This window comes from Micromonospora sp. WMMD1102 (genome assembly GCF_029626265.1).
In the GTDB taxonomy this organism is placed as follows: domain Bacteria; phylum Actinomycetota; class Actinomycetes; order Mycobacteriales; family Micromonosporaceae; genus Plantactinospora.
In genome coordinates this window covers 8,347,428-8,371,859 of sequence record NZ_JARUBN010000001.1, presented here as the reverse complement: position 1 = coordinate 8,371,859, position 24,432 = coordinate 8,347,428, and the positions used below count along the sequence as shown (strand labels likewise).

Annotated in this window: 23 protein-coding genes and 2 pseudogenes; 11 read left to right on the top strand and 14 right to left on the bottom strand. The window is 72.0% G+C overall.

Annotation, left to right across the window (positions count from 1 at the left end; translation table 11 throughout):
• The first annotated feature begins 191 nt into the window (after positions 1–191).
• Both O7626_RS38095 and O7626_RS38090 read left to right on the top strand, forming a co-directional pair.
• Positions 192–1,502 carry a sensor histidine kinase gene (locus tag O7626_RS38095; protein ID WP_278065776.1) on the top strand — a complete coding sequence of 437 codons (1,311 nt, stop codon included), beginning with the start codon at positions 192–194 and terminating at the stop codon, positions 1,500–1,502.
• A gap of 49 nt (positions 1,503–1,551) precedes the next feature.
• Positions 1,552–2,217, top strand: coding sequence for a response regulator transcription factor (locus O7626_RS38090; protein WP_278065775.1), 666 nt, complete (start codon positions 1,552–1,554; stop codon positions 2,215–2,217).
• A 195-nt stretch (positions 2,218–2,412) separates the two neighbouring features.
• Here O7626_RS38090 and O7626_RS38085 read toward each other — a convergent pair whose 3' ends face one another.
• The 3 genes from O7626_RS38085 to O7626_RS38075 all read right to left on the bottom strand — a co-directional run bounded on the left by O7626_RS38085 (position 2,413) and on the right by O7626_RS38075 (position 5,464).
• Positions 2,413–3,381: a helix-turn-helix transcriptional regulator gene (locus O7626_RS38085; protein ID WP_347404884.1), complete on the bottom strand. Its 969-nt coding sequence runs from the start codon at positions 3,379–3,381 to the stop codon at positions 2,413–2,415.
• A gap of 254 nt (positions 3,382–3,635) precedes the next feature.
• Positions 3,636–4,127: a winged helix-turn-helix domain-containing protein gene (locus O7626_RS38080; protein WP_278065771.1), complete on the bottom strand. Its 492-nt coding sequence runs from the start codon at positions 4,125–4,127 to the stop codon at positions 3,636–3,638.
• A 251-nt stretch (positions 4,128–4,378) separates the two neighbouring features.
• Positions 4,379–5,464 (bottom strand): hypothetical protein, encoded by a 1,086-nt coding sequence (locus O7626_RS38075; RefSeq protein WP_278065773.1) that lies wholly within the window; start codon positions 5,462–5,464, stop codon positions 4,379–4,381.
• Positions 5,465–5,711: 247 nt separating this feature from the next.
• Here O7626_RS38075 and O7626_RS38070 point away from each other — a divergent pair, with 247 nt between their 5' ends.
• Genes O7626_RS38070 through O7626_RS38055 form a run of 4 tightly spaced genes read left to right on the top strand, consistent with a single transcriptional unit; the run spans position 5,712 to position 7,959 of the window.
• Positions 5,712–6,596: an IS110 family transposase gene (locus O7626_RS38070; RefSeq protein ID WP_278065772.1), complete on the top strand. Its 885-nt coding sequence runs from the start codon at positions 5,712–5,714 to the stop codon at positions 6,594–6,596.
• 45 nt (positions 6,597–6,641) lie between these two features.
• Positions 6,642–7,133: a winged helix-turn-helix domain-containing protein gene (locus O7626_RS38065; protein ID WP_278065771.1), complete on the top strand. Its 492-nt coding sequence runs from the start codon at positions 6,642–6,644 to the stop codon at positions 7,131–7,133.
• A complete protein-coding gene (locus O7626_RS38060) occupies positions 7,097–7,720 on the top strand; it encodes a transposase (RefSeq protein WP_347404883.1) in 624 nt (207 codons plus the stop codon). Before O7626_RS38065 ends, O7626_RS38060 begins: the two co-directional genes overlap by 37 nt.
• Positions 7,717–7,959, top strand: a complete 243-nt coding sequence (locus O7626_RS38055; RefSeq protein ID WP_278065770.1) for a hypothetical protein — start codon at positions 7,717–7,719, stop codon at positions 7,957–7,959. Before O7626_RS38060 ends, O7626_RS38055 begins: the two co-directional genes overlap by 4 nt.
• Here the strand turns inward: O7626_RS38055 and O7626_RS38050 are convergent.
• Positions 7,922–9,034, bottom strand: coding sequence for an ISAs1 family transposase (locus tag O7626_RS38050; protein ID WP_278060713.1), 1,113 nt, complete (start codon positions 9,032–9,034; stop codon positions 7,922–7,924). The two genes, O7626_RS38055 and O7626_RS38050, sit on opposite strands and share 38 nt — an antisense overlap.
• A 390-nt stretch (positions 9,035–9,424) precedes the next feature.
• Here O7626_RS38050 and O7626_RS38045 point away from each other — a divergent pair, with 390 nt between their 5' ends.
• A complete protein-coding gene (locus tag O7626_RS38045) occupies positions 9,425–10,462 on the top strand; it encodes a tetratricopeptide repeat protein (RefSeq protein ID WP_278065769.1) in 1,038 nt (345 codons plus the stop codon).
• Positions 10,463–10,505: 43 nt separating this feature from the next.
• Positions 10,506–11,063 carry a flavin reductase family protein gene (locus tag O7626_RS38040; protein ID WP_278065768.1) on the top strand — a complete coding sequence of 186 codons (558 nt, stop codon included), beginning with the start codon at positions 10,506–10,508 and terminating at the stop codon, positions 11,061–11,063.
• Here the strand turns inward: O7626_RS38040 and O7626_RS38035 are convergent.
• Genes O7626_RS38035 through O7626_RS38025 form a run of 3 tightly spaced genes read right to left on the bottom strand, consistent with a single transcriptional unit; the run spans position 11,038 to position 13,600 of the window.
• Positions 11,038–11,679 carry an HAD hydrolase-like protein gene (locus O7626_RS38035; protein ID WP_278065767.1) on the bottom strand — a complete coding sequence of 214 codons (642 nt, stop codon included), beginning with the start codon at positions 11,677–11,679 and terminating at the stop codon, positions 11,038–11,040. The genes O7626_RS38040 and O7626_RS38035 overlap by 26 nt on opposite strands.
• A gap of 27 nt (positions 11,680–11,706) precedes the next feature.
• Positions 11,707–11,964, bottom strand: coding sequence for a glutaredoxin family protein (locus tag O7626_RS38030; RefSeq protein WP_278065766.1), 258 nt, complete (start codon positions 11,962–11,964; stop codon positions 11,707–11,709).
• Complete coding sequence (locus tag O7626_RS38025) at positions 11,951–13,600, bottom strand: AMP-binding protein (protein WP_278065765.1); 1,650 nt, start codon at positions 13,598–13,600, stop codon at positions 11,951–11,953. The genes O7626_RS38030 and O7626_RS38025 overlap by 14 nt, the downstream gene beginning before the upstream one ends.
• Positions 13,601–14,326: 726 nt before the next feature.
• Between O7626_RS38025 and O7626_RS38020 the strand changes: the two genes are divergently transcribed.
• The 3 genes and pseudogenes from O7626_RS38020 to O7626_RS38010 all read left to right on the top strand — a co-directional run bounded on the left by O7626_RS38020 (position 14,327) and on the right by O7626_RS38010 (position 17,585).
• Complete coding sequence (locus O7626_RS38020) at positions 14,327–15,196, top strand: ECF subfamily RNA polymerase sigma factor, BldN family (RefSeq protein ID WP_278066504.1); 870 nt, start codon at positions 14,327–14,329, stop codon at positions 15,194–15,196.
• Between the two features lie 265 nt (positions 15,197–15,461).
• Positions 15,462–16,343: pseudogene (locus tag O7626_RS38015) on the top strand (DUF5667 domain-containing protein); the annotation flags it as partial.
• A 339-nt stretch (positions 16,344–16,682) separates the two neighbouring features.
• A complete protein-coding gene (locus tag O7626_RS38010; protein ID WP_278065764.1) occupies positions 16,683–17,585 on the top strand; it encodes an HAD-IB family hydrolase in 903 nt (300 codons plus the stop codon).
• 69 nt (positions 17,586–17,654) lie between these two features.
• Here O7626_RS38010 and O7626_RS38005 read toward each other — a convergent pair whose 3' ends face one another.
• The 7 genes and pseudogenes from O7626_RS38005 to O7626_RS37975 all read right to left on the bottom strand — a co-directional run bounded on the left by O7626_RS38005 (position 17,655) and on the right by O7626_RS37975 (position 24,359).
• Positions 17,655–18,620, bottom strand: coding sequence for a lysophospholipid acyltransferase family protein (locus tag O7626_RS38005; RefSeq protein ID WP_278065763.1), 966 nt, complete (start codon positions 18,618–18,620; stop codon positions 17,655–17,657).
• A gap of 235 nt (positions 18,621–18,855) precedes the next feature.
• Positions 18,856–19,923 (bottom strand): annotated as a pseudogene (locus O7626_RS38000) (NAD-dependent epimerase/dehydratase family protein); the annotation flags it as partial.
• A 119-nt stretch (positions 19,924–20,042) separates the two neighbouring features.
• Positions 20,043–20,144 (bottom strand): AURKAIP1/COX24 domain-containing protein, encoded by a 102-nt coding sequence (locus tag O7626_RS37995; RefSeq protein ID WP_007465623.1) that lies wholly within the window; start codon positions 20,142–20,144, stop codon positions 20,043–20,045.
• Between the two features lie 283 nt (positions 20,145–20,427).
• The gene (locus tag O7626_RS37990; protein WP_278065762.1) at positions 20,428–20,640 is read right to left on the bottom strand and encodes a helix-turn-helix domain-containing protein; all 213 of its coding nucleotides are present in this window, start codon (positions 20,638–20,640) and stop codon (positions 20,428–20,430) included.
• A 181-nt stretch (positions 20,641–20,821) separates the two neighbouring features.
• Positions 20,822–22,006, bottom strand: a complete 1,185-nt coding sequence (locus tag O7626_RS37985; RefSeq protein WP_278065761.1) for an ABC transporter permease — start codon at positions 22,004–22,006, stop codon at positions 20,822–20,824.
• A complete protein-coding gene (locus tag O7626_RS37980; protein WP_347404836.1) occupies positions 22,003–22,926 on the bottom strand; it encodes an ABC transporter ATP-binding protein in 924 nt (307 codons plus the stop codon). The genes O7626_RS37985 and O7626_RS37980 overlap by 4 nt, the downstream gene beginning before the upstream one ends.
• Positions 22,923–24,359, bottom strand: a complete 1,437-nt coding sequence (locus O7626_RS37975) for an efflux RND transporter periplasmic adaptor subunit (RefSeq protein ID WP_278065760.1) — start codon at positions 24,357–24,359, stop codon at positions 22,923–22,925. Before O7626_RS37975 ends, O7626_RS37980 begins: the two co-directional genes overlap by 4 nt.
• Positions 24,360–24,432 lie beyond the last annotated feature (73 nt).

Genomic DNA, 24,432 nt, shown 5'->3' with positions numbered 1-24,432 from the left:
CCGGTCGTGGGGTGCGCGGGTCGCCTCCGCCAGGATCGGCGTGCGCGTGTCGGCCAGCACCGCCGGGTGCGGGTGGGCCAGCACCGCCGGGTGCGGCGCGCGGATTTCCCCGCCGGGTGGGGACAGCCCTACCGTGAAGAGACCAGCCGATGGGATGGGGACCGACCGCGCCGATGCCTAGCGTCGAGAACATGACCACGACCACCGCCAACGGCCTGACCGCCGGCGCCGAACCGGGCGCCGGCAGGGGCATGCTGCGCCAGCTCGCCATCGACTCCGGCTACGTCGTACTCAGCCTCCCCCTCGCCGTGGCGAGCTTCGTCGTACTGGTCGTCGGAGTCGCGCTCAGCGCCGGGCTGGCGGTGACGGTGACCGGGCTGCCGATCCTGACCGGCACCCTCTACGCCGCCCGTGGCTTCGCCGACATCGAACGGCTGCGGATGCCGGCGGTGCTCCGGCAGCCCCGGATACGCCCCCGCTACCGCACCGCCGAGCCCGGAGCCAGCGCCTGGCGGCGGATCTTCGTGCCGATCGCCGACGCCCAGTCCTGGCTCGACCTCGCACACGGCTGGATCAGGCTGGTGGCGGCGGTCGGCACCTTCGTCACCACCGTCGTCTGGTGGGCCTGCGCGATCGGCGGCAGCTTCTACTGGGCGTACGACTGGGCGATCCCGCAGGTCCCCGGCGACCAGGGCCTGCACGAGCTGCTCGGGCTGGGCGACAGCGCCGCCGCCCGGATCGGGCTGAACACCGCGCTCGGAGTCTTCTTCCTGATCACCCTGCCGCTGGTGGTCCGGGGCTGTGCCCTGCTGCAAGCCTCGCTCGGCCGCGCGCTGCTCACCGGGGTGGCGGAGATGCGCAACCGGATCACCGTGCTGGAGGAGCAGAAGCGGGCCGCCGTCTCCGCCGAGGCCACCGCGCTGCGCCGGCTCGAACGGGACATCCACGACGGGCCGCAGCAGCGGCTGGTCCGGCTGGCCATGGACCTGAGCCGGGCTCAGCAGCAGCTCGACTCGGACCCGGAAGCCGCCCGGCAGACCCTCGGCGAGGCGCTGGCCCAGACCCGCGACACCCTGGCCGAACTGCGCGCGCTGTCCCGGGGCATCGCCCCGCCGATCCTGGTCGACCGGGGCCTGCCCAGCGCCCTGGCCGCACTCGCCGGGCGCGGGCTGATCCCGGTCGAGCTAGCCGTCGACCCGCGGCTCGGCACCCGGGAGGGCCGCCCGGACCCGGCTGTCGAGTCGACGGCCTACTTCGTGGTGGCCGAGGCGCTCACGAACGTCGCCAAGCACAGCCGGGCCACCGAGTGCTGGTTGACGGTGACCCGCGAGGATCGGGCACTGCGGATCGTGGTGATCGACGACGGCGAGGGCGGGGCGCACCTGTCCAAGGGACACGGCCTGGCCGGCCTCGCCGACCGGGTACGCGCCAACGACGGCACCCTCAGCGTGCTCAGCCCGCCCGGCGGACCGACCGAGATCCGGGCCGAACTGCCGTGCTGAGCCGCCCCGGCACCCGTCCGAGAGGCCGGCAGTGGTAGACAACGACGTCATGCGGGTAGTTATCGCCGACGACGCCGTCCTGCTCCGCGAGGGGCTGGTCCGGTTGCTGACCGAGCACGGACACGATGTGCTGGCCGCGGTCGGCGACGGCACGGCACTCGTCGACGCCATCGTCGCGCACCGGCCGGACGTCTCGATCGTGGACGTCCGGATGCCGCCCTCGCACACCGACGAGGGGCTGCGGGCGGCGGTGGAGGCCCGGCAGCGGGTGCCGCGTACCCCGATCCTGGTCCTTTCCCAGTACGTCGAGGTGTCGTACGCCGACGACCTGCTCGCCACCGTCAAGCCCAGCGGTGGTGCCGGGGGCGGTGGCATCGGCTACCTGCTCAAGGACCGGGTGGCGGCGATCGACGAGTTCCTCGACGCGCTGCGCCGGGTCGCCTCCGGCGGCACCGTGCTCGACCCGGAGGTGGTCGGCCAGCTGCTCGTCCGGCGCCGCCGGGACGACCCGCTGCGGGAGCTGACCCCACGGGAGCGGGAGGTGCTCGGGCTGATGGCCGAGGGTCGCTCGAACACCGCCATCGCCCGGGCGCTGGTGGTCAGCGACGGCGCGGTGGAGAAACACGTCCGGAACATCTTCACCAAGCTGCGACTGCCGCCGGACGAGGAGCAGCATCGCCGGGTCCTCGCGGTCCTCGCCTACCTGCGCGGCTAGCGAATCCGGGGCCCTCGCCGGGCCCCGGACACGGGTGCACACACCGCGGGGCCCGGTCGCCCCGGAAATTTCATGACCGGATGCACTGCGCACCGGTCGACCCGGGCTGTCGCCAGAAGTCGCAGCGCGCCGGGCGGTCGCGACTGCCGACCGAGACCGTGACCGCGCACGCCCGCACCGTAGTCGGGATCGGGGTCAGACCCAACCGCGCCGGCAGGACTCGACACCGGCCTGGAAGCGACTCGACGCTTCCAGCCGGTCCGTGATGGATGCCATCATCCGCTGCACGCTCCGCACCGAGAGGGCCAGGGTCCGCGCCACGGCCTCGTCGGTCTGGCCCGCGCCCAACAGCCGCAGCAACTCGCGTTCCTGCCCGGTGATGCCGTCGAGGTCGGGGACCGGAGCATCGCCGAACGGTGTGGCGGTATGCCACATCTGCTCGAACAGCGAGTACAGCGCGAGGACGAGCGCGGGTGTCTCGATCTCCAGGGCCCCGGCCGAGGGGTCGTCCGGATCGGACGGCACGAGAGCGAGCCGCCGATCGACGATCACCATCCGCATGGGTAGCGCGGGAACGGTCCGGCTCTGGCTGCCGATCGCGGCCATCGCCCGGGCGTGGGCGAGCGTGGCCGAGTCGTTGCGGAAACTCTCCAGGTACAGGTTGCGAATGGTCACCCCGCGTTCGAGCGCCTGCTGGTTCAGCGGCGCCTCGGCCGAGATCGTCGCGTCCGACTGTGCGCCGCCCGGGCTGAAGGACACGCATTCGAACCGCACGGATCCGGCGAGCTCGGCCAACCGCTCCCGTACGGCTTCGATGCCGTCGAGGCGGTTGACGGCCTCCTGCGCGTCAGCCGCCTGGTAGGTCGTCGCGATCGACGTGATGGCGTCCCTGGTCGCCGCGATCTGGTGCTGCCGCGCGACGATCTCCGCCTCCGCCCTCATCAGCAGCGGGAGGAGTCCGGCCTGCGGCCGGGCCGCCCGGAGCCCACCTGCCGGGTCGGTACGGACCAGAGCCAGATCGGCCAGATTCTCCAGCGCGGCCCGGACATCGTCGTCGGTGGTCGACAGGTGTTCGGCGAGTCTGGCGATGCCCAGCTGCGGATGCGCCAGCATCGCGGTGTACACCGCTTCGTCCCTTGTAGATAGTCCAAGTGCGTCCAGCATGCCGCATCGCCCCCGTAGCGAGATCAGGCGATCGATAATCGCACCGCCGAGGGCGGCCGGCAATACGTCGAACAGGTCGAACGACCAGTTGAGGTGTCCGATCAGGCGCGGGAACGCGCAGGTACGGATGCTCCTGGCCGAGCCCCTGGTCCGAGCCACTCACACCGGGCGCGCCGCCCTGCCCGGACAAGCTCCCAGCCCGCCACCGACCGCCGGACGTGGTGGCGGTTCGATCCACGCTCCGGTCGCCGCCGCTAGCCTCGTACCTTGGCCCAGGTGGTGGCCCGCCAGGCGGCGATCGCGTCCTCATCACGCTGCACGGCCCGGTGTTTGGGTACCTGAGGGGTGTAGCCCATGCGGTGTAGCAGGTAGGACATGCCGCGCAGGGTGTAGGAGACGTGGAACAGTCGGCCGATCAGGGTGGCGACCCGGGCCAGGGTCCACCGTTGGTCCTCGGTCCAGCCGTGTGCGGCCGGTCCGAGGTCCAACTCGGCCCGTAGCCGCAGTAGCTGGTCAGGTGAGAGTCGGGAGACGTTCCCACCCGGGCCGGTCGAGGCCAGGGCGGTCATCCCACCCGCACGCCAGCGGCGCCGCCACTGGTAGACCGACTTCGTCGACACCCGCAACCTGGCCGCGACCTGGGTCGCTGGCACATCGACGGCGAACATCCTCGCGGCCTGCATCCGTACCTGTTCCCGCTTGGCCCGTCCGGCTGCGGACAGACCACCACTATCGGCGTACCTCACACCCCAGGTATAGATCGACGCCGGCCATACGTCCATAGTGGTTGATCACACCCCGGCCATCCAAAGCAGACCCCAACCATTCAACCGCTGTATCTGGCCGAGCCGCCGGTTAGCTTTCACCGGCGGTGGGTCGATGACCGGATCGTGTTCGACAAGCTGATTCAAGGGCTGCGGTTCGGCTGTTCCTACGAGGCGATCGCCGACAACTCTTGTTCGACCTGCTACGATCCGCAGCCGTCGGGACGAGTGAATCAGGGGTGGTAGGTGCCTGTCATGAGGTCGAGGCGTTCCGCGAATTCGGGCCGGCCGAGATCTTGGTACGCTCGCGCCCAGAGTGGCTTGAGGTCACCAAAGTAGCAACTCGGCGCGTTGACGAACGTATCCTTGAGCCCGAGTAACGCAGTCGCAGGATGTCCGGCATCAAGCGCGCGTGCGGCGGCGGACAGCACTGGCTGCAGCGGCTCATTCCGCAAACGGACGTCCGCGACCACCGGCGACCAGTCGGCGTATGCGGCGGCTGGGGCGAGCACCCCGATGCCGTCCTCGCCGATATCGTGCCGCCACCCCTCAGGCACGTCGAACTCGAGTTGAAACTTTCTGTCCCGTTCGACTACCCATCCGTATTTCCACGATGATCCCGCATACTTTCGATCCGGGTCCGGGTGTACACCGAGTTCGGCGGCCAGCCGGTCGATGAGTTGCCGATCCTGGGCACGCGAGTCGGCCAACGCCGGCTCCGGGTCCTCGCGGAACCACCGCAACGCGCGTGACAGCATGAATTCCAGACCGGCACGGGTGTCCGCACCGATGAAGGTGACGCCGAAGTCATGACCGCTGGCCAGGGCAACCGGATGGTCTCGCCGCCCGAGTTCCGGCGCGGGCACCAGCCACCCGATATGCCCGCCGTCGCCCAGCGCGCCGAAGGACACGAACTCCGGCGTGGCGAACAACGGTAATGACGGCTTTCGGGTCTCAACGTCAAATTCCGGGTCACACTCCCAGCCATTGGGCGGGCGAGGAATCATGGCCAGGTCGAACATGAAGTCGTAGTGGGTCTCCAGCAGGCCGTAGGCATAGGTTCCCGACTCTTTAAAGGAAGTACAGGCGGCCTGCCAGGCGATGTCCACCAGCGTGCAGAACGCGCGCGGGGTAGGAAACGGGAAGAGGTCATCAACCCATGCCGGCGGGGGCGAGTCGGCCACAACACCAGAGAGTACCGCCCTGGCATCGACCGTCCGATGCGACTCCATGCCAGCGATCTCGCCGCTGCCTGGCCGCCTGCTGCAGACGTTGATCGCGGCAAGATCGCGCGCACTGTATTCGGCTACTTGTTTCATTGACCTGTGACCGTGGCCCGGCCAGGCTTCGGTCTAGGCGCCCGGGCCGTCGCTCTCAATTCGGCTGTCCACGCTGGTCGTGTGGCTCTCATCTGGCCTGCGCGGCCCGGGTGTCGCCCCAGGGCGGGGAGAGGCTCAAGAGGGGTTTGCTCGGCTCGAAGTAGCGTTGCCCTCCCGGCTCGACAACCAGGTGGATCGAGCATCGGAGGACGCGTTGAAGGTCACGTCGGATCGTGTGGTCATCGGGATGGACCCGCACAAGCGCTCTGCCACGATCGAGGTCATGGCCTGCGACGAGACCGTCGTCGGCGGCGGCCGGTTCGACACCGACCGAGCTGGCTACGCGGCGATGAGGAAGTACGCCAGCCAGTGGGCGAGCCGGGTCTGGGCGATCGAGGGCTGTCAGGGCATCGGACGGCACATCGCCAACCGGTTGTTGGCCGACGGTGAGCAGGTCGTCGACGTGCCGCCGAAGTTGTCGGCCAGGGCGCGGGTGTTCGCCACCGGCCAGGGTCGCAAGACCGACGCCACCGACGCGCACTCCATCGCGCTTGTCGGCACCCGCATGGCCGGCCTGCGGCCGGTGGTCAACGACGAGCAGCTTGCCCTGCTGCGGATCCTGGTCGACCGGCGCCGCTCTTTGGGCGAGGACCACACCCGGATGGTGTCCCAGCTGCACCAACTGTTACTGGAACTGATTCCGGGTGGGGCGAAGAAGAGCCTGTCCGCCGCCCAAGCCAAAGCGTTGCTGGCCACGGTCCGGCCCCGAGACACGGTCGGCAAGGCCCGACGGCGGGTCGCCGCGGAGCTTATCGGTGACCTCGAACGGGTCTACCGGCGCTCCAAGGAAGCCGACAAGGAACTGAAAGAGCTTGTGGCCTCCACCGGGACCACGTTGATGGACCTGCACGGCATCGGACCGTCCGGGGCGGCCCGGCTACTGGTCGAGGTCAGTGACATCACCCGATTCCCGGACCGGGCCCACTTCGCCTCCTGGAACGGCACCGCCCCCATCGACGCGTCCTCCGGAGAGCAGGTCCGCCACCGACTTTCCCGAGCCGGGAACCGGCAGATCAACCGGGTGCTACAGCGGTTGAATGGTTGGGGTCTGCTTTGGATGGCCGGGGTGTGATCAACCACTATGGACGTATGGCCGGCGTCGATCTATACCTGGGGTGTGAGGTACGCCGATAGTGGTGGTCTGTCCGCAGCCGGACGGGCCAAGCGGGAACAGGTACGGATGCAGGCCGCGAGGATGTTCGCCGTCGATGTGCCAGCGACCCAGGTCGCGGCCAGGTTGCGAGTGTCGACGAAGTCGGTCTACCAGTGGCGGCGCCGCTGGCGTGCGGGTGGGATGACCGCCCTGGCCTCGACCGGCCCGGGTGGGAACGTCTCCCGACTCTCACCTGACCAGCTACTGCGGCTACGGGCCGAGTTGGACCTCGGACCGGCCGCACACGGCTGGACCGAGGACCAACGGTGGACCCTGGCCCGGGTCGCCACCCTGATCGGCCGACTGTTCCACGTCTCCTACACCCTGCGCGGCATGTCCTACCTGCTACACCGCATGGGCTACACCCCTCAGGTACCCAAACACCGGGCCGTGCAGCGTGATGAGGACGCGATCGCCGCCTGGCGGGCCACCACCTGGGCCAAGGTACGAGGCTAGCGGCGGCGACCGGAGCGTGGATCGTCTTCGAAGACGAGGCCGGACAGACCCTCCGCCCGCCCAAGTCCCGGACCTGGGCCCGCAAGGGCCACACTCCCGTCGTGCGGGTGTCGGGCAAGGGCTCGGGCCGGGTCTCGATCGCCGGGCTGATCGCCTACAAGCCCGGCCAACGCGGCCACGTCTTCTACCGCCTGCGCGTTCACCGCAACCGTAGGGGCGAGCGCCGCAGCCTGTCCGAGGACGACTACGCCACCCTGGTCACCGCCGCGCACCACCGGCTCCACGCCCCGATCATCCTGATCTGGGACGGAGTCAACACCCACACCAGCACCGCGACGCGTCAACTCATCGCCGCCCGCCACCGGTGGCTGACCGTGGTCCAGCTACCCGCGTACGCACCTGACCTCAACCCCGTCGAGGGCCTGTGGTCAACGATGAAGCCCAGCCTCGGCAACCTCGCCGTCGACGACGTAAACCACCTCGCCGCGATCATCCGCAACCGACTCAAACGCATCCAGTACCGACCCGACCTGATCCCCGGCTTCCTCGCCCAGACCGGACTCAGCCTCGAACCAGAACCGCCATGACCGAAACAGACCCCAGACTTTCAACCGCTGTACACCATCTGGAACGCAGCACCGCACCGGGAGAACTGGTCGTCCGTACCTTCACCGGCGCGGCCGAGCACTACCTGGCGGTGGGCTTCTACGAGGCAGCGCTGCACACCGCGCGCGTCGCGGACCGGCATGCCGAGCCGGAGGACGTCGGCACGTCCCGCACCCTCAGGGTCATTGCGTTCTGGGGTAGCTGCTGGTCATTGCAGTGATGAGGTCGTGCGGGCGACGGTCGGCGCGTCTGGTGGCGCGGGCGATGTTGGTATCGCCGTTGGTGCGGTGGTAACTGGCCGCGGTGTTACGTAGCGTCGCCATGATTGCGGGGCCGGTGCCGGTTCTGGCTTGGTGGAGGTCTTCACGGAACGTGACGTCGCGGACATGATGGACCTGATTCTCGATCAGCCACTCGTTTCGGGCCCAGGACTGCAGGTCCGCGGGTTGGGCGTGCTCGGCGGGGAGGGAGATGGTGTAGTAGGCGGTTTCCCTGGTGGTCTTGCCCTTGAGGGTGCGGGTGCGGGTGATCCGGACGGCCTGCTCGGCGTGAGGGAACAGCAGACCGCCGGGGGTGGCTACGGTGAGCGCCTTGACCGTGCGGGTCTCCCGCCGGCCGTGACCGGTTTCGCGGCGTCGGTCACCCACCGGGACCTGGGCCCAGGGCAAGGCCTTGAGCTGGGCAAACACGGTCGGCTGGTTACCTTTGACCGGGATGAGCAGGTCGGCGCCGCGAGCGGCGACCTCGGTCGCGTGGCTGGTCTGTGTATGGAGGGCGTCGGCCACGAAGATGAGGCCGTCCAGGCTACCCAGAACCTGTTCGACCGCGTCCAGCAGTGGGGTGAACGCGGGGATTTCGTTGCTTTTCGCGGCCACGGTGACCTGAGCGAGCACGATGCCGGTGCTGGTGTCCAGCGCGGACAGCAGGTGGACCCGGCTGCCATCGGCGCGGCGGGCGCCGCGCATGGTCTTGCCGTCGATGGCGATGACGATCCGGTACCGCCGAGGTCGGGGCGTGACCGGAGGCGGGACGCGGGTACGCAGCCAGTCGGCGAGCACGGTGGCCAGCAGGTCAGCGTCCAACCTGGTCAGCAGCCGCCAGATCGTGGTCGCGGCCGGGACGGCGCGGATGAACCCGAGCCGGGCCCTGGCGAGGTCATCGAGGTCGTGCAGCCAGTCCGCGATGGCCGCGAACGATGATGCGCCGGCGGTCACGGCGCACACCGCGACGGTCAGTAGCCCGACGAGCGGGTAACGCGCCCCACGCGGGGACCGGGGGTCCGCGATGGTGGCCAACGAGTGCTGGAGCCCAGCTTCTTCACCCTCGGTGACAAGGCGCGGTGGCGAGTCGGTGGGGGTGCGAACTGCGGACAGTACCTGAATCGGGCATGCTGACATCGCGGGTGAGGTCCTCAAGGTGTCCGGGAGCGTCGAGAACTCCATGATCACCTACAGGCCTCACCCGCCTTCCTCAACCCCGCAAGGGTCCGCCCACCCCGGGAATCCCCAGTTCAACGGCCACTCGACCAAACACGCAATAGCCCTGCCCGCACCCTGACGGCGATCACCGTCAACGCTCTTCTGCTGCTCGGCCGCCTCGACGACGCCGAGGAGTTCTGCGCCACCCGGTCGTCCGCCGGTGATGACCCCGTCGTGCAGACGACCTGCAACTATGCTCGGGCGATCATGCGGGCCCGATTCCGCGCCGCGCCGCACCGGGACTTCTCCGCGGCGGCGGAGTACGCGGATCTGGCCATCAAGCACATCGACCGCCTCCCGCAGAGTCCCCGCGAGATCGGCAACCGCATCTTCCTGGAGAAGAACTTCCGGGCGTTGTTGGCCGTCCGCGACAAGCGGCCGGACGACGCGCTGCGCCTGCTGGAGGAAGGGCTTGCGGACATCCGCCGGCTGTGCCCCGCCCGGCACCAGACGGAGAGCCCGATATTCCTCCAGAACCGGGCCCGGGTGTACGCGGCGCTGAAGAGGTTCGACTCCGCGGTCACCTCCTACAGCGAGGCGATCGCACTGGAGCCGTTCTGCGCCGAACTGCACTTCAAGCGGGGCACCAGCCATCATGCTCTCGGTGACCACCAGGCCGCGCTGACCGACTACCGGCTGGCTCTCCAGGCCGGCCCGCCGCGCCCGGAAATGCATCTCAACGCCGCACTGGCCCACGCGGCGCTCGATGACGACGACCATGCGCTGGACGAGTACGGTCACACCCTGGAGCTGAATCCGGGACACCTCTCCGCCAGGTTGAAACGGGCGACGTTGCACTATCGGGCCGGGCGGCTGGCCGAGGCGGGCGAGGACGCCGAGGTGGGGCTGCGCATCGACCCCCGGCACGCGGACCTGCTCTGTGTACGCGGACTCGTGCGGCTCTCGACGGGTGATCTGGACGCCGCCCTGGCAGATTTCACGGCGGCGGTGGAGACGAACCCGGGACACACGGCCGCGCTGAAGAACCGCAGCAGTGCGTGGTTCGCCAAGGGAGACCTGAACAGCGCCCTCCGCGACGCCGACCGGTGCGTGGCGACCCGTCCGGACGGCGCCGCCTACCTCAACCGCGGCTATCTGCACCAGTCACTCGGATCCTGGCAACAGGCGATGGCCGACTACAACCGCGCAGCCGGGTACCAGGACGCCGACCATGCCGAACTGCACCGCCGGCAAGCCAGCTGCGTCCGCGCCCTCATGGAGCAGACGGTCCTCGCACGAGCCTGAGGAATCGCCCCACTCCCGATCACAGACGACGAAGGACGACATCATGAATGGTGAGCCAACTCCGGAACGGGTACGCGGTGCGTTCGCCCACCTGGTCTCCGCCGTGTCGGTGGTGACCGCCCACGGGCCGGACGGTCCGGTGGGGATGACGGTCAGCGCGCTGTGCACTCTCACCCTCGACCCACCCCGGCTGTTGCTCTCGTTCCAGCACACCTCCCGTACTCTCGCAGTGCTGCGCTCACGCGGGGTGTTCGCGGTGAACGTACTGCCCGAAACGGGCGCCTCGGTGGCGGACCAGTTCGCCACCGCCGTCGGGCCGCGGAGGTTCCACGGCCAGGAGACCGTCACCATCGACCAGTGCCCGGTCCTGGTCGACAGCCTCGCCTGGTTCATCTGCGCCCCGGAGACCGAACAACCGATCGGCGACCATGTCGTGATGGCGGCACGGGTGCGCCGGGCCGAGGTACACGGCGGTCGGCCAGCGCAACCGCTGATCAGGTTTCGCCACGGGTACCAGGCGCTGCGGAGCCCGGACCGTCCGGCAGCGGCCGAGCCGACCCCCGCGATGGTCACGATCAATCCAGTTTGGCGGCAAGGGTGACGGCCTCGGTGAGCGAGTCGGCGACCGGCCAGCCGGCGGCGCGCAGCCGGGCCGCGTCGGTGAACCCGCCGGTGTAGAGGACACACCGGGCACCCACCGAGTCGGCCGCCTCGGCGTCGTCGACGGAGTCGCCGATCAGCACCGTCGAGCTGCCGTCGATGCCGGCCTCGGCCAGGTGCCGGGCCAGGTGGGCGGCCTTGCGGTCGCCGCCAACGGTGCCGCGCAGCCCGTCGACCCGACCGAAGACGGCGGTCAGCCCGTACCGGTCGACCGCCGGCACCAGCTCGTCGTGGAACCACATCGACAGCAGCGACTGGGTGCCCGGCCAGGACCGGATCGCGACCTCGGCGTCGGCGGCCAGCGCGCAGCTCGCCAGCCCGACCCGGTACGCCTCGTGGAAGAGCTGGTCCAGCCGGGTGAACTCGTCGACGTCCACGGCCCGGCCCAGTACCTCCGCGTAGTAGTCCGCGATCGGCCGGCGGAACTGCGTACGGTGCTCCTCGGCGGTCACCGCCGGCCCGCCGGCACCGGCCAGGGCCACGTTGGTGGCGGCGACGACCAGGGTCAGGTCGTCCAGCAGGGTGCCGTTCCAGTCCCAGACGAGGTGCTCACGCATCCGAGCACGATACGCGCTACCCGGGCCTCAGGTCCGGGGGGCGGTCAGGTCGCGGAGCAGCCGTTCCTCCTCGACCCGCCAGTAGCCGTGTTCGCGGCCGTCGAGCAGCACCACCGGCAGCCGGTCGCCGTACTCCCGTTCCAGCTCCAGGTCGCCGGTGACGTCGAGTTCGGTCCACCGGTCGCCGGTCACCGCCACCACCCGCTCGACCGCCTCCCGGGCGACCTCGCAGAGGTGGCAGCCGGGCCGGGTGACCAGGGTCAGCCGGGCGTCACTCGTCGTCACTCGACCCCCTTGAGCGGATCACCGATCTGCGTACCCGGCCGATCGCGGAGAGCGGCAGGGAACCGACGAACTCTATCCTGCTCGGGCACTTGAACCGGGCCAGGTTGCGGGCGCAGTGTGCGGCCAGCTCGGCGGCGGAGACCGTACCCTCCGGGGACCGCACGACGTAGGCGGTCACCGCCTCGCCGGCCGTCGGGTGCGGGACCCCGACGACCACCGACTCGACCACCTCCGGGTGCCCGCCGAGCACCCGTTCGACCTCCTGCGGATAGACGTTGAAGCCGTTGACCAGGATCAGCTCGCCGAGCCGGTCCACCAGGAAGAGGTCGCCGGCCGCGTCGGCGTACGCCACGTCGCCGGTGTGCCACCAGCCGTCCGGGTCGGGGCCGCCGTGCCCGTCCGGCCAGTACCCGGAGAAGAGGTTGGCGCCCCGGACCACGATCTCGCCGGGGTCGGTGCCGGGCGAGGAGAACTCCAGGTCCGGCTCGTCGGCGTCGTCCGCACCGCCGGCCGGGTCGACGACCGAGCCGTCCCGCCACAGCTCCTCGCCGTCGGCGGCGACGAGTCGCAGTTCGACACCGGGGATCGGCCGGCCGATCGAGTTCGACTCGGCCGGCGTGCCCGCCAGTGTGGTGGTGAGCACCGGAGCGGTCTCGGTCAGCCCGTAGCCGACCTGGATCTGCCGGCCGGTCGCCTCGGCGAACCGGGTCGCGCCGCCGACGGCCAGCGGAGCGGCGCCGCAGATCGCCACCCGCACCGAGTCCATCGCGGTGCGCAGCGCCGGGCCGGCGGGCACCCCGGCCGCCGTCGGCGCCTCCGGCAGCATCGTCCAGCCGAGGAACATCGACGGTACGCCGACAAGCACGCTCACCCGGTGCCGGGCGACGAGTTCCAGTACGCCGGCCGGCTCGAACCGCTCGACGAGCACCCCGCACGCCCCGTGGTACGCCACCGCGCCCAGCCCGGCGTTCAGCCCGTACGCGTGGAAGAGCGGCAGCGCCAGCAGCACCCGGTCGTCCGGCCCGACCACCGGCGGGGTGATCCGGCCGATCTGCTCGTGGTTGGCGAGCAGCGCCCGGTGCGACAGCATCGCCCCCTTCGGTTCGCCGGTGGTGCCGGAGGTGTAGAGCAGCACCGCGACCGCCTCCGGATCCGCCGGTCCGGCCGGGTCGCGCGCCGGCTGTCCGGGCGGGTTCGGCAGTGTGGTGTGCGGTTCGGTCAGTGCCGGCAGGTCGGCTCGGATTCCCTCGACGGCGGACCGGACCTGCTCGGTGCAGATCAGGACACTCGCCGCCGAGTCGGCCAGGATGTGCCGCAGTTCCGGGGCGGTCAGCGCCGGGTTGACCGGCACCGCGACCAGCCCGGCCCGCTGGGTGCCGAAGAACGCCACCGCGAAGTCGGGCGAGTTGTGCAGGGCGATCGCGACCCGGGCCGGATGGTCGTCGGCAGGCCCGGCGAGGGCGCTCAGCGCGGCTGCGGCCCGGTCCACCGCACCGTCCAGTTCGGCCCAGCTCAGCGTCGCGCCGTCCGCCGAGATCAGCGCCGGCTGGTCGGCGCGGGCGGTGGCGGCGAGGCGTACCCGGTCGGCCAGGGTGACCGCGGCCGGCTCGGCGGGGGTGTCCGGTCCATCCTGCACGGTCGCTGAGTGTGGCACAGAAGCCGGTCCGCCCGCGCCCTGAGGACCGCCGCCACCGAGCCGGCGGTGCCGTCCCGGGTGGAACTTCCCTCGACGTGGAACTTCCCTCGACTTCCGTGGCTGCTCAGGGTACGGTCCAGCAGACCGTAACGGGTTTCGGATATCAGCCTCCCAACCCGACCGATCCGCCTCTAACATGCTCGCGGCGGCGCGCCCAAGGCCCGTCGCGCATTGGCGTGTCCGCACGTTTTCCCTGCTCAGGGCCCTCCATAGCGCATTGTCAGGCATCTGACAGCGCACAAGCTGTGCGCCTCGTTCGGGTGTCTTGGCGGAAATACTTTGGCTCTGTGTAACGGACTTGCCGCACATGGGTGACGTTGGCCCTATCATCACTCGGGTCGGCTCACCCCTTTTGCCGTGAGTCGACACCCCTCAGCCCGAGGAGGCCGCCGTGCCTGTGAGAGCACTGCACCAGCAGCTGTGGGGCGTGTGCCGTAGTACGGCGCACCCCGGAACCGCCGTGCCGGACCGCCCCGCCCCCGGCGCGGGTACGGCCACGGCTCCCATCGCGGCCGGGTCCCGGCGACCGGTCCCGCGGCCTCGGCCGGCCGGGGAGGTCCAGTGAGCACACACGGATACGCCGACGGAGCGACCGGCGGCACGCTACGGAACACCCGCCTAGCTCTCACCGAGGGCCTGGACCGGCTCCGCGTCTCCATGGACGACATGTTGAGCCTGGCGGTACGTGGCGACGGGGGCTCGAAGCGGATCCGGAATCGTCCACATCCGAACGAGACGCCGCCCCGGCACAACACCCCCGGCGGCAACGCCCGACCGGTCGGCGGCCGGGTGGCCAGTCCGGCCCGCCCGGCGATGCCGGCCCAGCCGGGGGCCACGGCGCCGCCCGGCCGGACCGACCTACCGGAGAGCGAGACCGCGCTGCTGCCGGTGGTGCCGGCCACCGAGAAGACGACCGGTTCCGGCGGCGGCGCACCCCCGACCGGCTATCCGTCCCGGCCGGACGAGTCGGACCCGGCCCGGGAGGTCTGGGCACTTGTCGAACGGGCCCAGGCCGGCGAGCCCGAGGCGTTCGGCCTGATCTACGACCGGTACGTCGACACGGTCTTCCGGTTCGTCTACTTCCGGGTCGGCAACCGGCAACTCGCCGAGGACCTCACCTCGGACACCTTCCTGCGGGCGCTGAAGCGGATCGGCAGCTTCACCTGGCAGGGCCGCGACCTGGGCGCCTGGCTGGTGACCATCGCCCGGAACCTGGTCGCGGACCACTTCAAGTCCGGCCGGTACCGCCTGGAAGTTACTACGGGTGACGTTCTGGATGCGGACCGCGAGGATCGGGGGCCGGAGGGCAGCCCGGAAGCGGCGGTGGTCGAGCACATCACGAACGTCGCGTTGCTGACCGCCGTCAAGCAACTCAACCCCGAGCAGCAGGAATGCATAGTTCTCCGCTTCCTACAGGGTTTCTCGGTCGCGGAGACCGCCCAGGCGATGGGTAAGAACGAAGGTGCGATCAAGGCCCTGCAGTACCGCGCGGTCCGCGCCCTGGCCAGGTTGCTGCCGGACGGATTCCAGCCGTGAGGTGCTGCCGCCGGTCCCGGGGACGGATCGTGACGCCGCTCACTCTTCGTAGTATTTCCCGCCACCCGCCCGTAACCGGTCGACCCCACCGACCGTTTGTCCGGGTGCGACCGGTGGTCGGCCCGACGGCCCGCCGACCGGTCGGTCGAAGAGCGGATCCGGTCCCGGGCACGGTGGCCTGGTCCTGAGGTCAGCCACCGTCGTACCCGCCACGGCGAGACGACGCCGACCGCAGCATCGCGACCAGCGAAGGGAGGTGTCGGCGGTGAGTTGGAAGACCTTCTACCGCCAACGCGCCGAGCGCTTCGCGCAGCTGCTCGACGAGGCCGGCGGAGGCCGTCGCCACCACGTCCGGTCCCGCGTCGACGACGACCTGGCACAGCCGTTGACCATCGGACGACGACTCCGGGAGGTGCCGTCCGCCGTAGAGGTCGATCCGGACTTCCGGGCCGGCCTGCGCGCCATGCTGGTCGCCACCGCCGAACGGGAAGGGATCGGTGCGACCGCCACCGACGAGGCGATCGTCGACGGCGGTGGCCAATCCGCCGCCCGCCGGGCCGCTCACCCCGCCTTCCGGGGGCCACGCACCCGGGCCCGGGCCAGGGGCGCCGTCGTCCTCGGCGTCGCGGTCGGTGCGATCGCCGTCTCCGGGATGGCCGCCGCCAGCGAGAACGCGGTACCCGGCGACGCGCTCTACGGGATGAAGCGGCACACCGAACGCGCCCAGCTCGCCCTGGCCAGCTCCGACCTGAGCCGAGGACAGCTCTTCCTCGACTTCGCCCGTACCCGGCTCGCCGAGGCCGCCGCGGTCGGTGGCCAGAACCTCGGCTTCTCCGCCGTCCTCGACGACATGGACGCCGACACCCGACAGGGCATCAAGCTGCTGACCAGCGCGGCGGCGCAGCGCCGGGACCAGGCGGCGCTCGACGCCGTGGACAGCTTCCTGCGCGAGCAGCGGCCCGGCATCGCCCGGCTCTTCGAGGACACCACCCGGGCCACCCGCAGCCGGGCGAACGAATCGCTGACCCTGCTCGACGACGTACGGCAGCGGTCGGCGAACCTCCGGGCCGCACTGGCCTGCGGCACCGGCGCGACCGGCCGGGCCGACTCGATCGGACCGCTGCCCCGGGCCTGCCCGAGCAACCGTGGTCCGGCCGGCACCGCACCGGACTCGGCGCCCCCGGCGACCGAGGAGGACGGCGAGCGGCGTACCCCGGAGGAGGCGCCACGCGCCCCGGACCGTACCTCGGCGCCGAAGGCACCCGCCCCGACGGCGAGCCCGGAACAGCCACCGGCGATGCGCGACCGGACCACTAGCGAACCCGTGCACCGGGTCGGCGGCTGAGCGCCGCTCCCCACCCCTTCCCATCCGGCGGCGACGCCCTCGGCGCACCGGCCCGTACGGGCAGCGGCGCGGCCGGACACCGGGTGCGCTTCGACCGATCCGGCTACCCTCGCTGTGTACGCCCAGCGAGGAGGTTCCCGCGTGGTCCGCGCCCGCAAGGTCACCGTCGGCCCCGACGAGACGCTGACGGTCAGCACCGACGAGCACGGCCACACCGCCGGCTGGGCCGAGTCGGGACCGGACGCCCCACCGGCTCCGCCGGCCCGGACCGACCCCGCAGCCGCGGCCTTCTTCGACGTGGACAACACGGTGATGCAGGGCGCCTCCATCTACTGGTTCGCCCGCGGCCTGGCCGCCCGCAACTACCTCACCACCGGCGACCTGGCCCGGTTCGCCTGGCAGCAGCTCCGGTTCCGGGTGCTCGCGGTCGAACACGCTGGCAGCATGTCCCGGGTCAAGGAGGCGGCGCTGGCCTTCGTCGCCGGCTGGCGGGTCGAGGACGTCGAACGGCTCACCGAGGAGATCTTCGACGAGCTGATGGCGCCCCGGATCTGGGCCGGCACCCGGGCGCTGGCCCAGCAGCACCTCGACGCCGGCCAGCGGGTGTGGCTGGTCACCGCCGCGCCGGTGGAGATCGGCCGGATCATCGCCGCCCGGCTCGGCCTGACCGGTGCGATCGGCACCGTCGCCGAGATCGAGGACGGGGCGTACACCGGCCGGCTGGTCGGCGACCTGATGCACGGGCCGGCCAAGGCGGACGCGGTGGTCCAGCTCGCCACGGTGGAGGGGCTGGACCTCACCCGCTGCGCCGCCTACAGCGACTCCGCCAACGACCTGCCGATGCTCTCCGCCGTCGGGCGGGCGGTGGCGGTGAACCCGGACGGCACCCTGCTGCGGCACGCCCGGGAACACGGCTGGTCGGTGCACGACTTCCGGACCGGGCGGAAGGCGGCCCGGATCGCCGTACCCTCGACCGTGGCCGCCGGGCTGCTGGCCGGCGCGGTGACCGCCGGGCTGGCGCTGCGGCGCCGGCTGACCCGCTGACCGCTCCGCGACCGGCCCGCCGACGCCTCCGCGCGACCGGGCCCGTTGACGCCCGGGCCGGGTGCGGTTTCAGGGGCCGAACGGGTCGGGGCGCTTCTCCAGCAACTGGTGCAGGGTCTGCTGGATCGTCTCGCGTACCTGGTCGGCGAGGTTGAAGACGACGAGCGGATCGTCGGCGGAGTCAACCAGGTGCGCGGTGGGGATCGGCGGGCAGAACTCGATCAGCCACTTGCTCGGCAGCGGCACCGCACCGAGCGGGCCGAGCCACGGGAACGTCGGCGTCACCGGGAAGTACGGCAACTTGAGCAGCCGGGCCAGCGGCTTGAGGTCGGCGAGCATCGGATACGTCTCCTCGGCGCCGACGATCGCCACCGGGACGATCGGCGTACCGGTGCGCAGCGCGGCGGAGACGAAACCGCCCCGACCGAACCGCTGCAACTTGTAGCGGTCCGCGTAGAGCTTGCCGACACCCTTGAAACCCTCGGGGAAGACGCCGACCAGTTCACCCCGGCCGAGCAGCCGCTCGGCGTCGGAGTTGCAGGCCACCGTGCCGCCGGTCTTGCGGACCAGCTCGGAGACGACCGGCATCCGGAAGACCAGGTCGGCACCGAGCAGTCGCAGGTAGCGGTTCTTCGGATGCCGGTCGTGCAGCACGGCCGCCAGCACCAGCGCGTCCATCGCGACTGTGCCGGCGTGGTTGCCGACGACCAGCCCGGCACCGTCGACCGGCAGGTGGTGCACACCGAAGACCTCGGTACGGAACCAGTCGCGGTAGAGCCGGCGCAGCACCGGGTGGAAGACCTGGTCGGTCAGCTCGGGGTCGAAGCCGAACTCGTCGACCTCGTACTGCCCGGAGAGGCGTCGGCGCAGGAAGGCGAGTCCGGCGGCGACCCGCCGGTCCCAGACGTCCCCGGGCCGGTCGGCCACGGCCGGGTCGGGCGGTCCGGTCGTCGCCCCGCTCGTGGGTCCGGGCGGTCCGGGCCGGTGTCCGTTGCGCCGCGCCGGCTGGTCCAGCCCGCTGCCGTCACCGGTCATCTCGGCCACCCCGCTTCACCGGCCCGGCACCGTCGGCCAATCCGGCGCGCCCGGCCAGCCCGCTGCTGTCGGCCGGCCCGGTGCTGTCGATCGGGCCGCTGCTCTCAGCCGGCTCGGTGCCGTCGGCCAGCACGGTCCCGTCGGCCGGGCGGGCACCCTCGGCCGGACCGGCTCCGGCCGGTGGGGCGGCGGGGTCTGCCACGGCGGCACTTTCGACGGCGCCCAGTTGGGCGATCCGGTCCCGGACGGTCGCGCGGGTCTGCCGGATACCGTCCATGATCATCTGTTCGGCCCGGCGGAGCTGCTCCGGCCCGAGCACCGTGCCGTCACGGCGGCTGGCGATGAACTCGTCGAAGGCGGCAGCGGTGGAGCGCGGGGTGAAGCCGTACTCGGTGGTCAGCCGGGTGGTGTCGACCACCCGGCCGTGCACGAACAGGTCGACCTGGTCGAGGCCGTACCATCCGAAGCCCAGCACCCGGGCCAGCCCGGCCGCGCCGGAGAGCCCCTGCTCCACCACCGGCAGGGCGACCCGGCCGGCCCGACGGATCGCCTGGGAGAGCGCCAGCACCCCCGGCCCGGCGACGTTGAAGGTCCCCGGGTGCTCCTCCACCACCGACCGGTGCAGCACCTCCAGCACGTCGTCGAAGTGTACGAACTGGAGCCGGGGATCCCGGCCGAGCACCGTCGGCACCACCGGCTGGGCGAAGTACCGGGTCAGCGTGGTGTCCGCCATCGAGCCGATGAACGGCGCGAAGCGCAGCACGGTGGCCGTGACGTCGGGACGGCGGCGCCGGAAGCCGCGAACGTACCCCTCGATGTCGAGGATGTCCCGGGCGAAGCCGCCACGCGGCACGGCCCGCGGCTCGGTGTCCTCGGTGAAGACCGCCGGATCCCGGAACGACGCCCCGTAGGCGGCCGTCGACGAGCGGACGACCAGCTTGCGCAGCCGGGGCGCCCGCTGGGCGGCGGCGAGCAGCTGCATCGTCCCGATGACGTTCTGCTCCTTCATCGCCGCCCGCCCGCCCTGCTGCGGGTCGGCGGCGGTGGCCAGCGCCAGGTGCACGACGGCGTCGGCACCCAACTCGTCGACGATGGTGCTCACCGCACCCGCGTCGGCCCGGACCCGCTCGACGCCGTCGAGCAGGCCGGCGATCTCGGCAGCCGGTTCGTGCGTGTCGAGGCCGACGACCCGGGCGATCCGCCCGTCGGCGACGAGCCGCGACGCGACATGCGCGCCGAGGAAGCGGCTGACCCCGGTCACCACGACGACCCCCGGCGCACCGGGGGTGCTACCGGGGGTCACCTCGCGCTCCGCACGGGACGACCCGGGCCGGGCCCGGACCGCCGCGACGTCGTCACGTGGGCCTCCGAAGGTCGACAGCTGACCGGCTCACCGCCGGCCGGGCAGACGCCCGGCCGGGGTCACTTGCCGAGACGGCGACGCTGGACGCGGGTCTTGCGCAGCAGCTTGCGGTGCTTCTTCTTGGCCATGCGCTTGCGGCGCTTCTTGACCACCGAGCCCATACGACAGCCCTTCTGATGCGACGTGCTGATCGGGCCGGCGCCACCCGGAGGTGTCGCCGGCTACCGAGCTGGACAACGGACCGGGCCGGCACGACGGGCTCGCACCCATGTCGGCACGTGGCCACGGTCGCGGTCCAGACTAGCCCGCGGCCGTCGGCCGGGCGAAAGCGCCCCCACGGAGAACCGCCCGGGGCACCCCGGGACCGCCCACCGTCCGGCGGCGCGACCGGCCCCGGCCCCTCCGACATCGCGGCTCACCCGTCAGCGTCTCGCGGCTGCGCCGTCAGGCCGTCTCCTGGAAGGCACCGCGCAGGTAGTCGTGCACGGCGTGCTCCGGCACCCGGAACGACCGACCGACCCGCACCGCGGTCAGCTCGCCGGAGTGCACCAGCCGGTAGACCGTCATCTTCGAGACCCGCATCAGCGTCGCCACCTCGGCGACGGTCAGGAACCTGACCTCCGGCATTCGGCTGTCCGGTTGTGGTGATCCCGTCATGGCTCACCAACCCATCCCAATCCCCGGCGCGTGCCCGGCGGGATGCTTCCGCGCCGCAGCTACGCGCGTGTTACCAGTACGGTAACGGGACGGCTGTGACCGGCGCGATCCCTTCGGACAATTGCTCACCCCTGACCCGCCGGTCGACGCCTGGGAAGCTCCTGGAACCTCCCAACACGGGTCATTCGGCACGGAGTGCGACGACCGGGTCCAGCCGACCGGCACGCTGGGCCGGCACCACCCCGAAGATGATCCCGACCGCCGCCGAGACCCCGAAGGAGAGCGCCAGCGACCACCAGGTGACCACCGCCGGCACCGGGGAGAGGGCGGCCACCAGCAGCGCGGCGCCGACCCCGAGCCCCATCCCGAGCACCCCGCCCAGCGCGGTGAGGAGTACCGCCTCCAGCAGGAACTGGACCCCGATGTCCCGGGGACGGGCGCCGACCGCCTTGCGCAGGCCGATCTCCCGGGTCCGCTCGCGCACCGAGACCAGCATGATGTTGGAGACCCCGACGCCGCCGACCAGCAACGAGATGCCGGCGATCGCGGCGAGTACCCCGGTGAGCACCCCGAGGATGTCCCCGAGTACGCCGAGGATCTGCTCCTGGGTCACCGCGCTGAACTCGGTGTCCGGGTGCCGTCGGGTCAGCTCGGCCACCACCCGCTGGCCGAGGTCGTCGATCTCCGCCCGGTCCGGCGCCTTGATCGCGATCCCGTCGATCCGCTGGGTGCCGTAGAGCCGGTGTGCGGCGGTGACCGGGATGTGCACCTCGTCGTCCCGGTCCACCCCGAGGCTCTGGCCGAGCGGGGCGAAGACCCCGACCACCCGGAACCGCACCCCGGCGATCGCGACCTGCTGCCCGACCGGCTCCCGGTCGCCGAAGAGGGTACCCGCCACCGTGGCGCCGAGCACCGCCACCCGGCGGCTGGTGTCCACGTCGGACGAGGTCAGGTAGCCGCCCCGGTCGAGATCCCGGACGAAGACCTCGGGAGTCGTCTCCAGTACGCCCTGCACGGTGGTGAACGCGGAGCGGGTACCGGCGCGTACCGTCTCGCCGGAGGTGACCGTGACCGCCACCCGGCGCGGATCGCCGACCACCCGGTTGACCGCCTCGACGTCGGCCAGGGAGAGTCGGGAGACCGCCGGTGCCGCGCCGAAGTCGAGCCGGCCGGGCACCACCACCAGCAGGTTCGACCCGAGTCCCTCGACCTGCTGCTCCACCTCACGCTTGGCGCCGGTGCCGATGGCGACCAGCACCACCACGGCGGCCACCCCGATCACCACCCCGAGCATGGTGAGCATGCTGCGCAGCCGGTTCGCCGCCAGGGCGTCCAGCGCGACCCGCCACGCCTCGGCGATCCTCACGAGCCGCTCCCCGCCGCCCCGACACCGCGCCCGGACGGCGCGTCGGCCTGGTGTTCCCCGGCGGGACCGGGACCGGATGGTTCACGGCGTCCGGTGGCTCCGGTGGCGCCACCGGAGCCACCGGACGGGTGCCCCGAGTCGCTTCCGGACGCTCGTCGGGACTCCGCGCTGGGAGCGGGATCTACTATCTCAGGCTCCCGCCGCGCCGCCCGGGCCGGCTCGGCAGCCGGCGCGACCACCTGGCCGTCGCGCATGGTGATCTGCCGGTGTGCGCGTTCGGCGACCTCCCGGTCGTGGGTGACCAGCACCAGCGCCACCCCGTCGGCGGCGTTCAGCTCCTCCAGCAGAGCCAGCACGGATTCGCCGGTGGCGCTGTCCAGGTTGCCGGTCGGCTCGTCGGCGAGCAGCAGCACCGGATCGGTGACCAGGGCCCGGGCGATCGCCACCCGCTGCTGCTCACCGCCGGAGAGCTGGTTGGGCCGGTGGTCCAGCCGGTGCCCGAGGCCGACCCGGCCCAGCATCGCCGCCGCCAGCTCCCGCCGCCGCCGGCCACCGACCCCCCGGTAGACGAGCGGCAGCGCCACGTTGTCGATCGCGGACGTCCGGGGCAGCAGGTGGAACGACTGGAAGACGAAGCCGATGGTCTCGTTGCGCAGCGTGGCGAGTTCCCCGGCGTCCAGCGTGGCGACGTCCCGGCCGCCGATCACCAGCCGGCCGCCGGAGGGTCGGTCCAAGCCGCCGAGCAGGTGCATCAGCGTCGACTTGCCCGACCCGGACGGCCCGACGACCGCCAGGTAGTCACCGGCGGGGATGGTCAGCGAGACGCCGCGCAACGCGGCCACCGACACCCCGCCCAGGTCGTACGTCCGGACCAGGTCGACCGCCTCGACCGCCACCCCGGAACGCCGGGCGGCGGTCACCGTACCCGCTCTCCGGGGCGCACCTGGTCGCCGCCGCTGACCACCACCTGCTGGCCCGGCTCCACCCCGCTGACGATCTGCACCAGGTCCTGCCCCTGCACGCCGACCGTCACCGGCACCTGCTCGGCGATCCCGTCCTCGACCACCCAGACCGCGTCCCGGCCGTCCGCCGAGTGCAGCGCCGCCGCCGGTACGGTCACCGCGCCGGCCGCCTCGCGGACCCGCAGCCGGACGACCGCGCTCATCCCGGGGCGCGGTGCCGGGGCGGCCCGCCCGTCGGCGAAGCTCCCGGGGCCGAGCGAGAGGCGCACCCGGTACGACACACCGCCCCGGGCCGAGGTGGTCGGCAGTACGTCGACCGAGCGGACCCGGGCCGGATACTCCGCCCCGGTGGCGGCGTCCAGCTCCACACTCGCCGGCACCCCCTGGTCGACCAGCAGCACGTCGGTCTCGTCCACCTCGGCGACCAACCCGAGGTCGGTCAGGTCCACCACGGTCAGGATCGGGGTGCCCGCGCTCACCCGGCCGCCGACCGGCACCGCCCCGTCGACGCCGGCCACCGGCGCGGTCGGGTTGCCCGTGCCGAGCATTCCGGCCGGATCGACTCCGGCCGGGGCGCCGAGCCCGCCGGTCGCGCCGAGCAGTCCGGCCAGCGCGTCGGCGGTACCGGCACCGGCAGCCGGGGACGCCGGGCCGCCGAGCTGCACCACCCCGCCGATCGGTGCCCGCAGCACCAGCGCGTCCACGGTCGCCTTCGCCAGGTCGTACGCCTGCTCGGCCTGGAGGCGCTGGGCGGCGGAGAGGGCGCGTACCGCGGAGTTCATCCCGGCGACGCCACGGTTGACGGCGCGTACCGCCGCACCGGCGCTCTCGGCCGCCGCCGCGTACTGCCGCTCGGCGACCTTGACCTGGGCGAGCAGCGCGGTCCGGGCGGCCGGGTCGGTGAGCCTGCCGGCGGCGTCCCGGGCGGCCCGGAACGCCTGCGCCGCCGCCCGGTCGGTGCTGCGGCGCAACCGGGACAGGTCGGTACCGCCGCCGACGCCCCGCCCGGCGGCGCGGGCCGCGTCGCGCGCGCGGCGGGCCTTGGCCAGCCGGTCCCGGGCGGACGGCGACTCCACGACCGCGAGCACCCGGCCCGCCCTGACCCGGGCACCCGGCCCGACCCGCAGTTCGGCCAGGACGCCGTCGGCGGGCGCGCTGAGCGTGGCCGCCGCCCGGGCGGTCACGCTGGCCGGCGCGTCGACGAGTTCGGCGACGTCGGCCCGTTCCACACTGGCCAGGCCGACCTGCTGGTCGGACTCGCAGGAGGCCGCGGAGAGACCGAACAGGACGGTGGCGGCGAGGATGGTGGCGGATAATACGGGTCGACGGGGCCGCACGGGTGTCCGGGGCCGCGGCGCTGCGGACAGGCGCGGCGGAGAGGCGCGACGCACGCCGCAATGGTACGAGGTGCCACCGTCACCACCTGGCAGGACGCGCGGGCCGGCGAGCCGGCCGCCCGCCGCC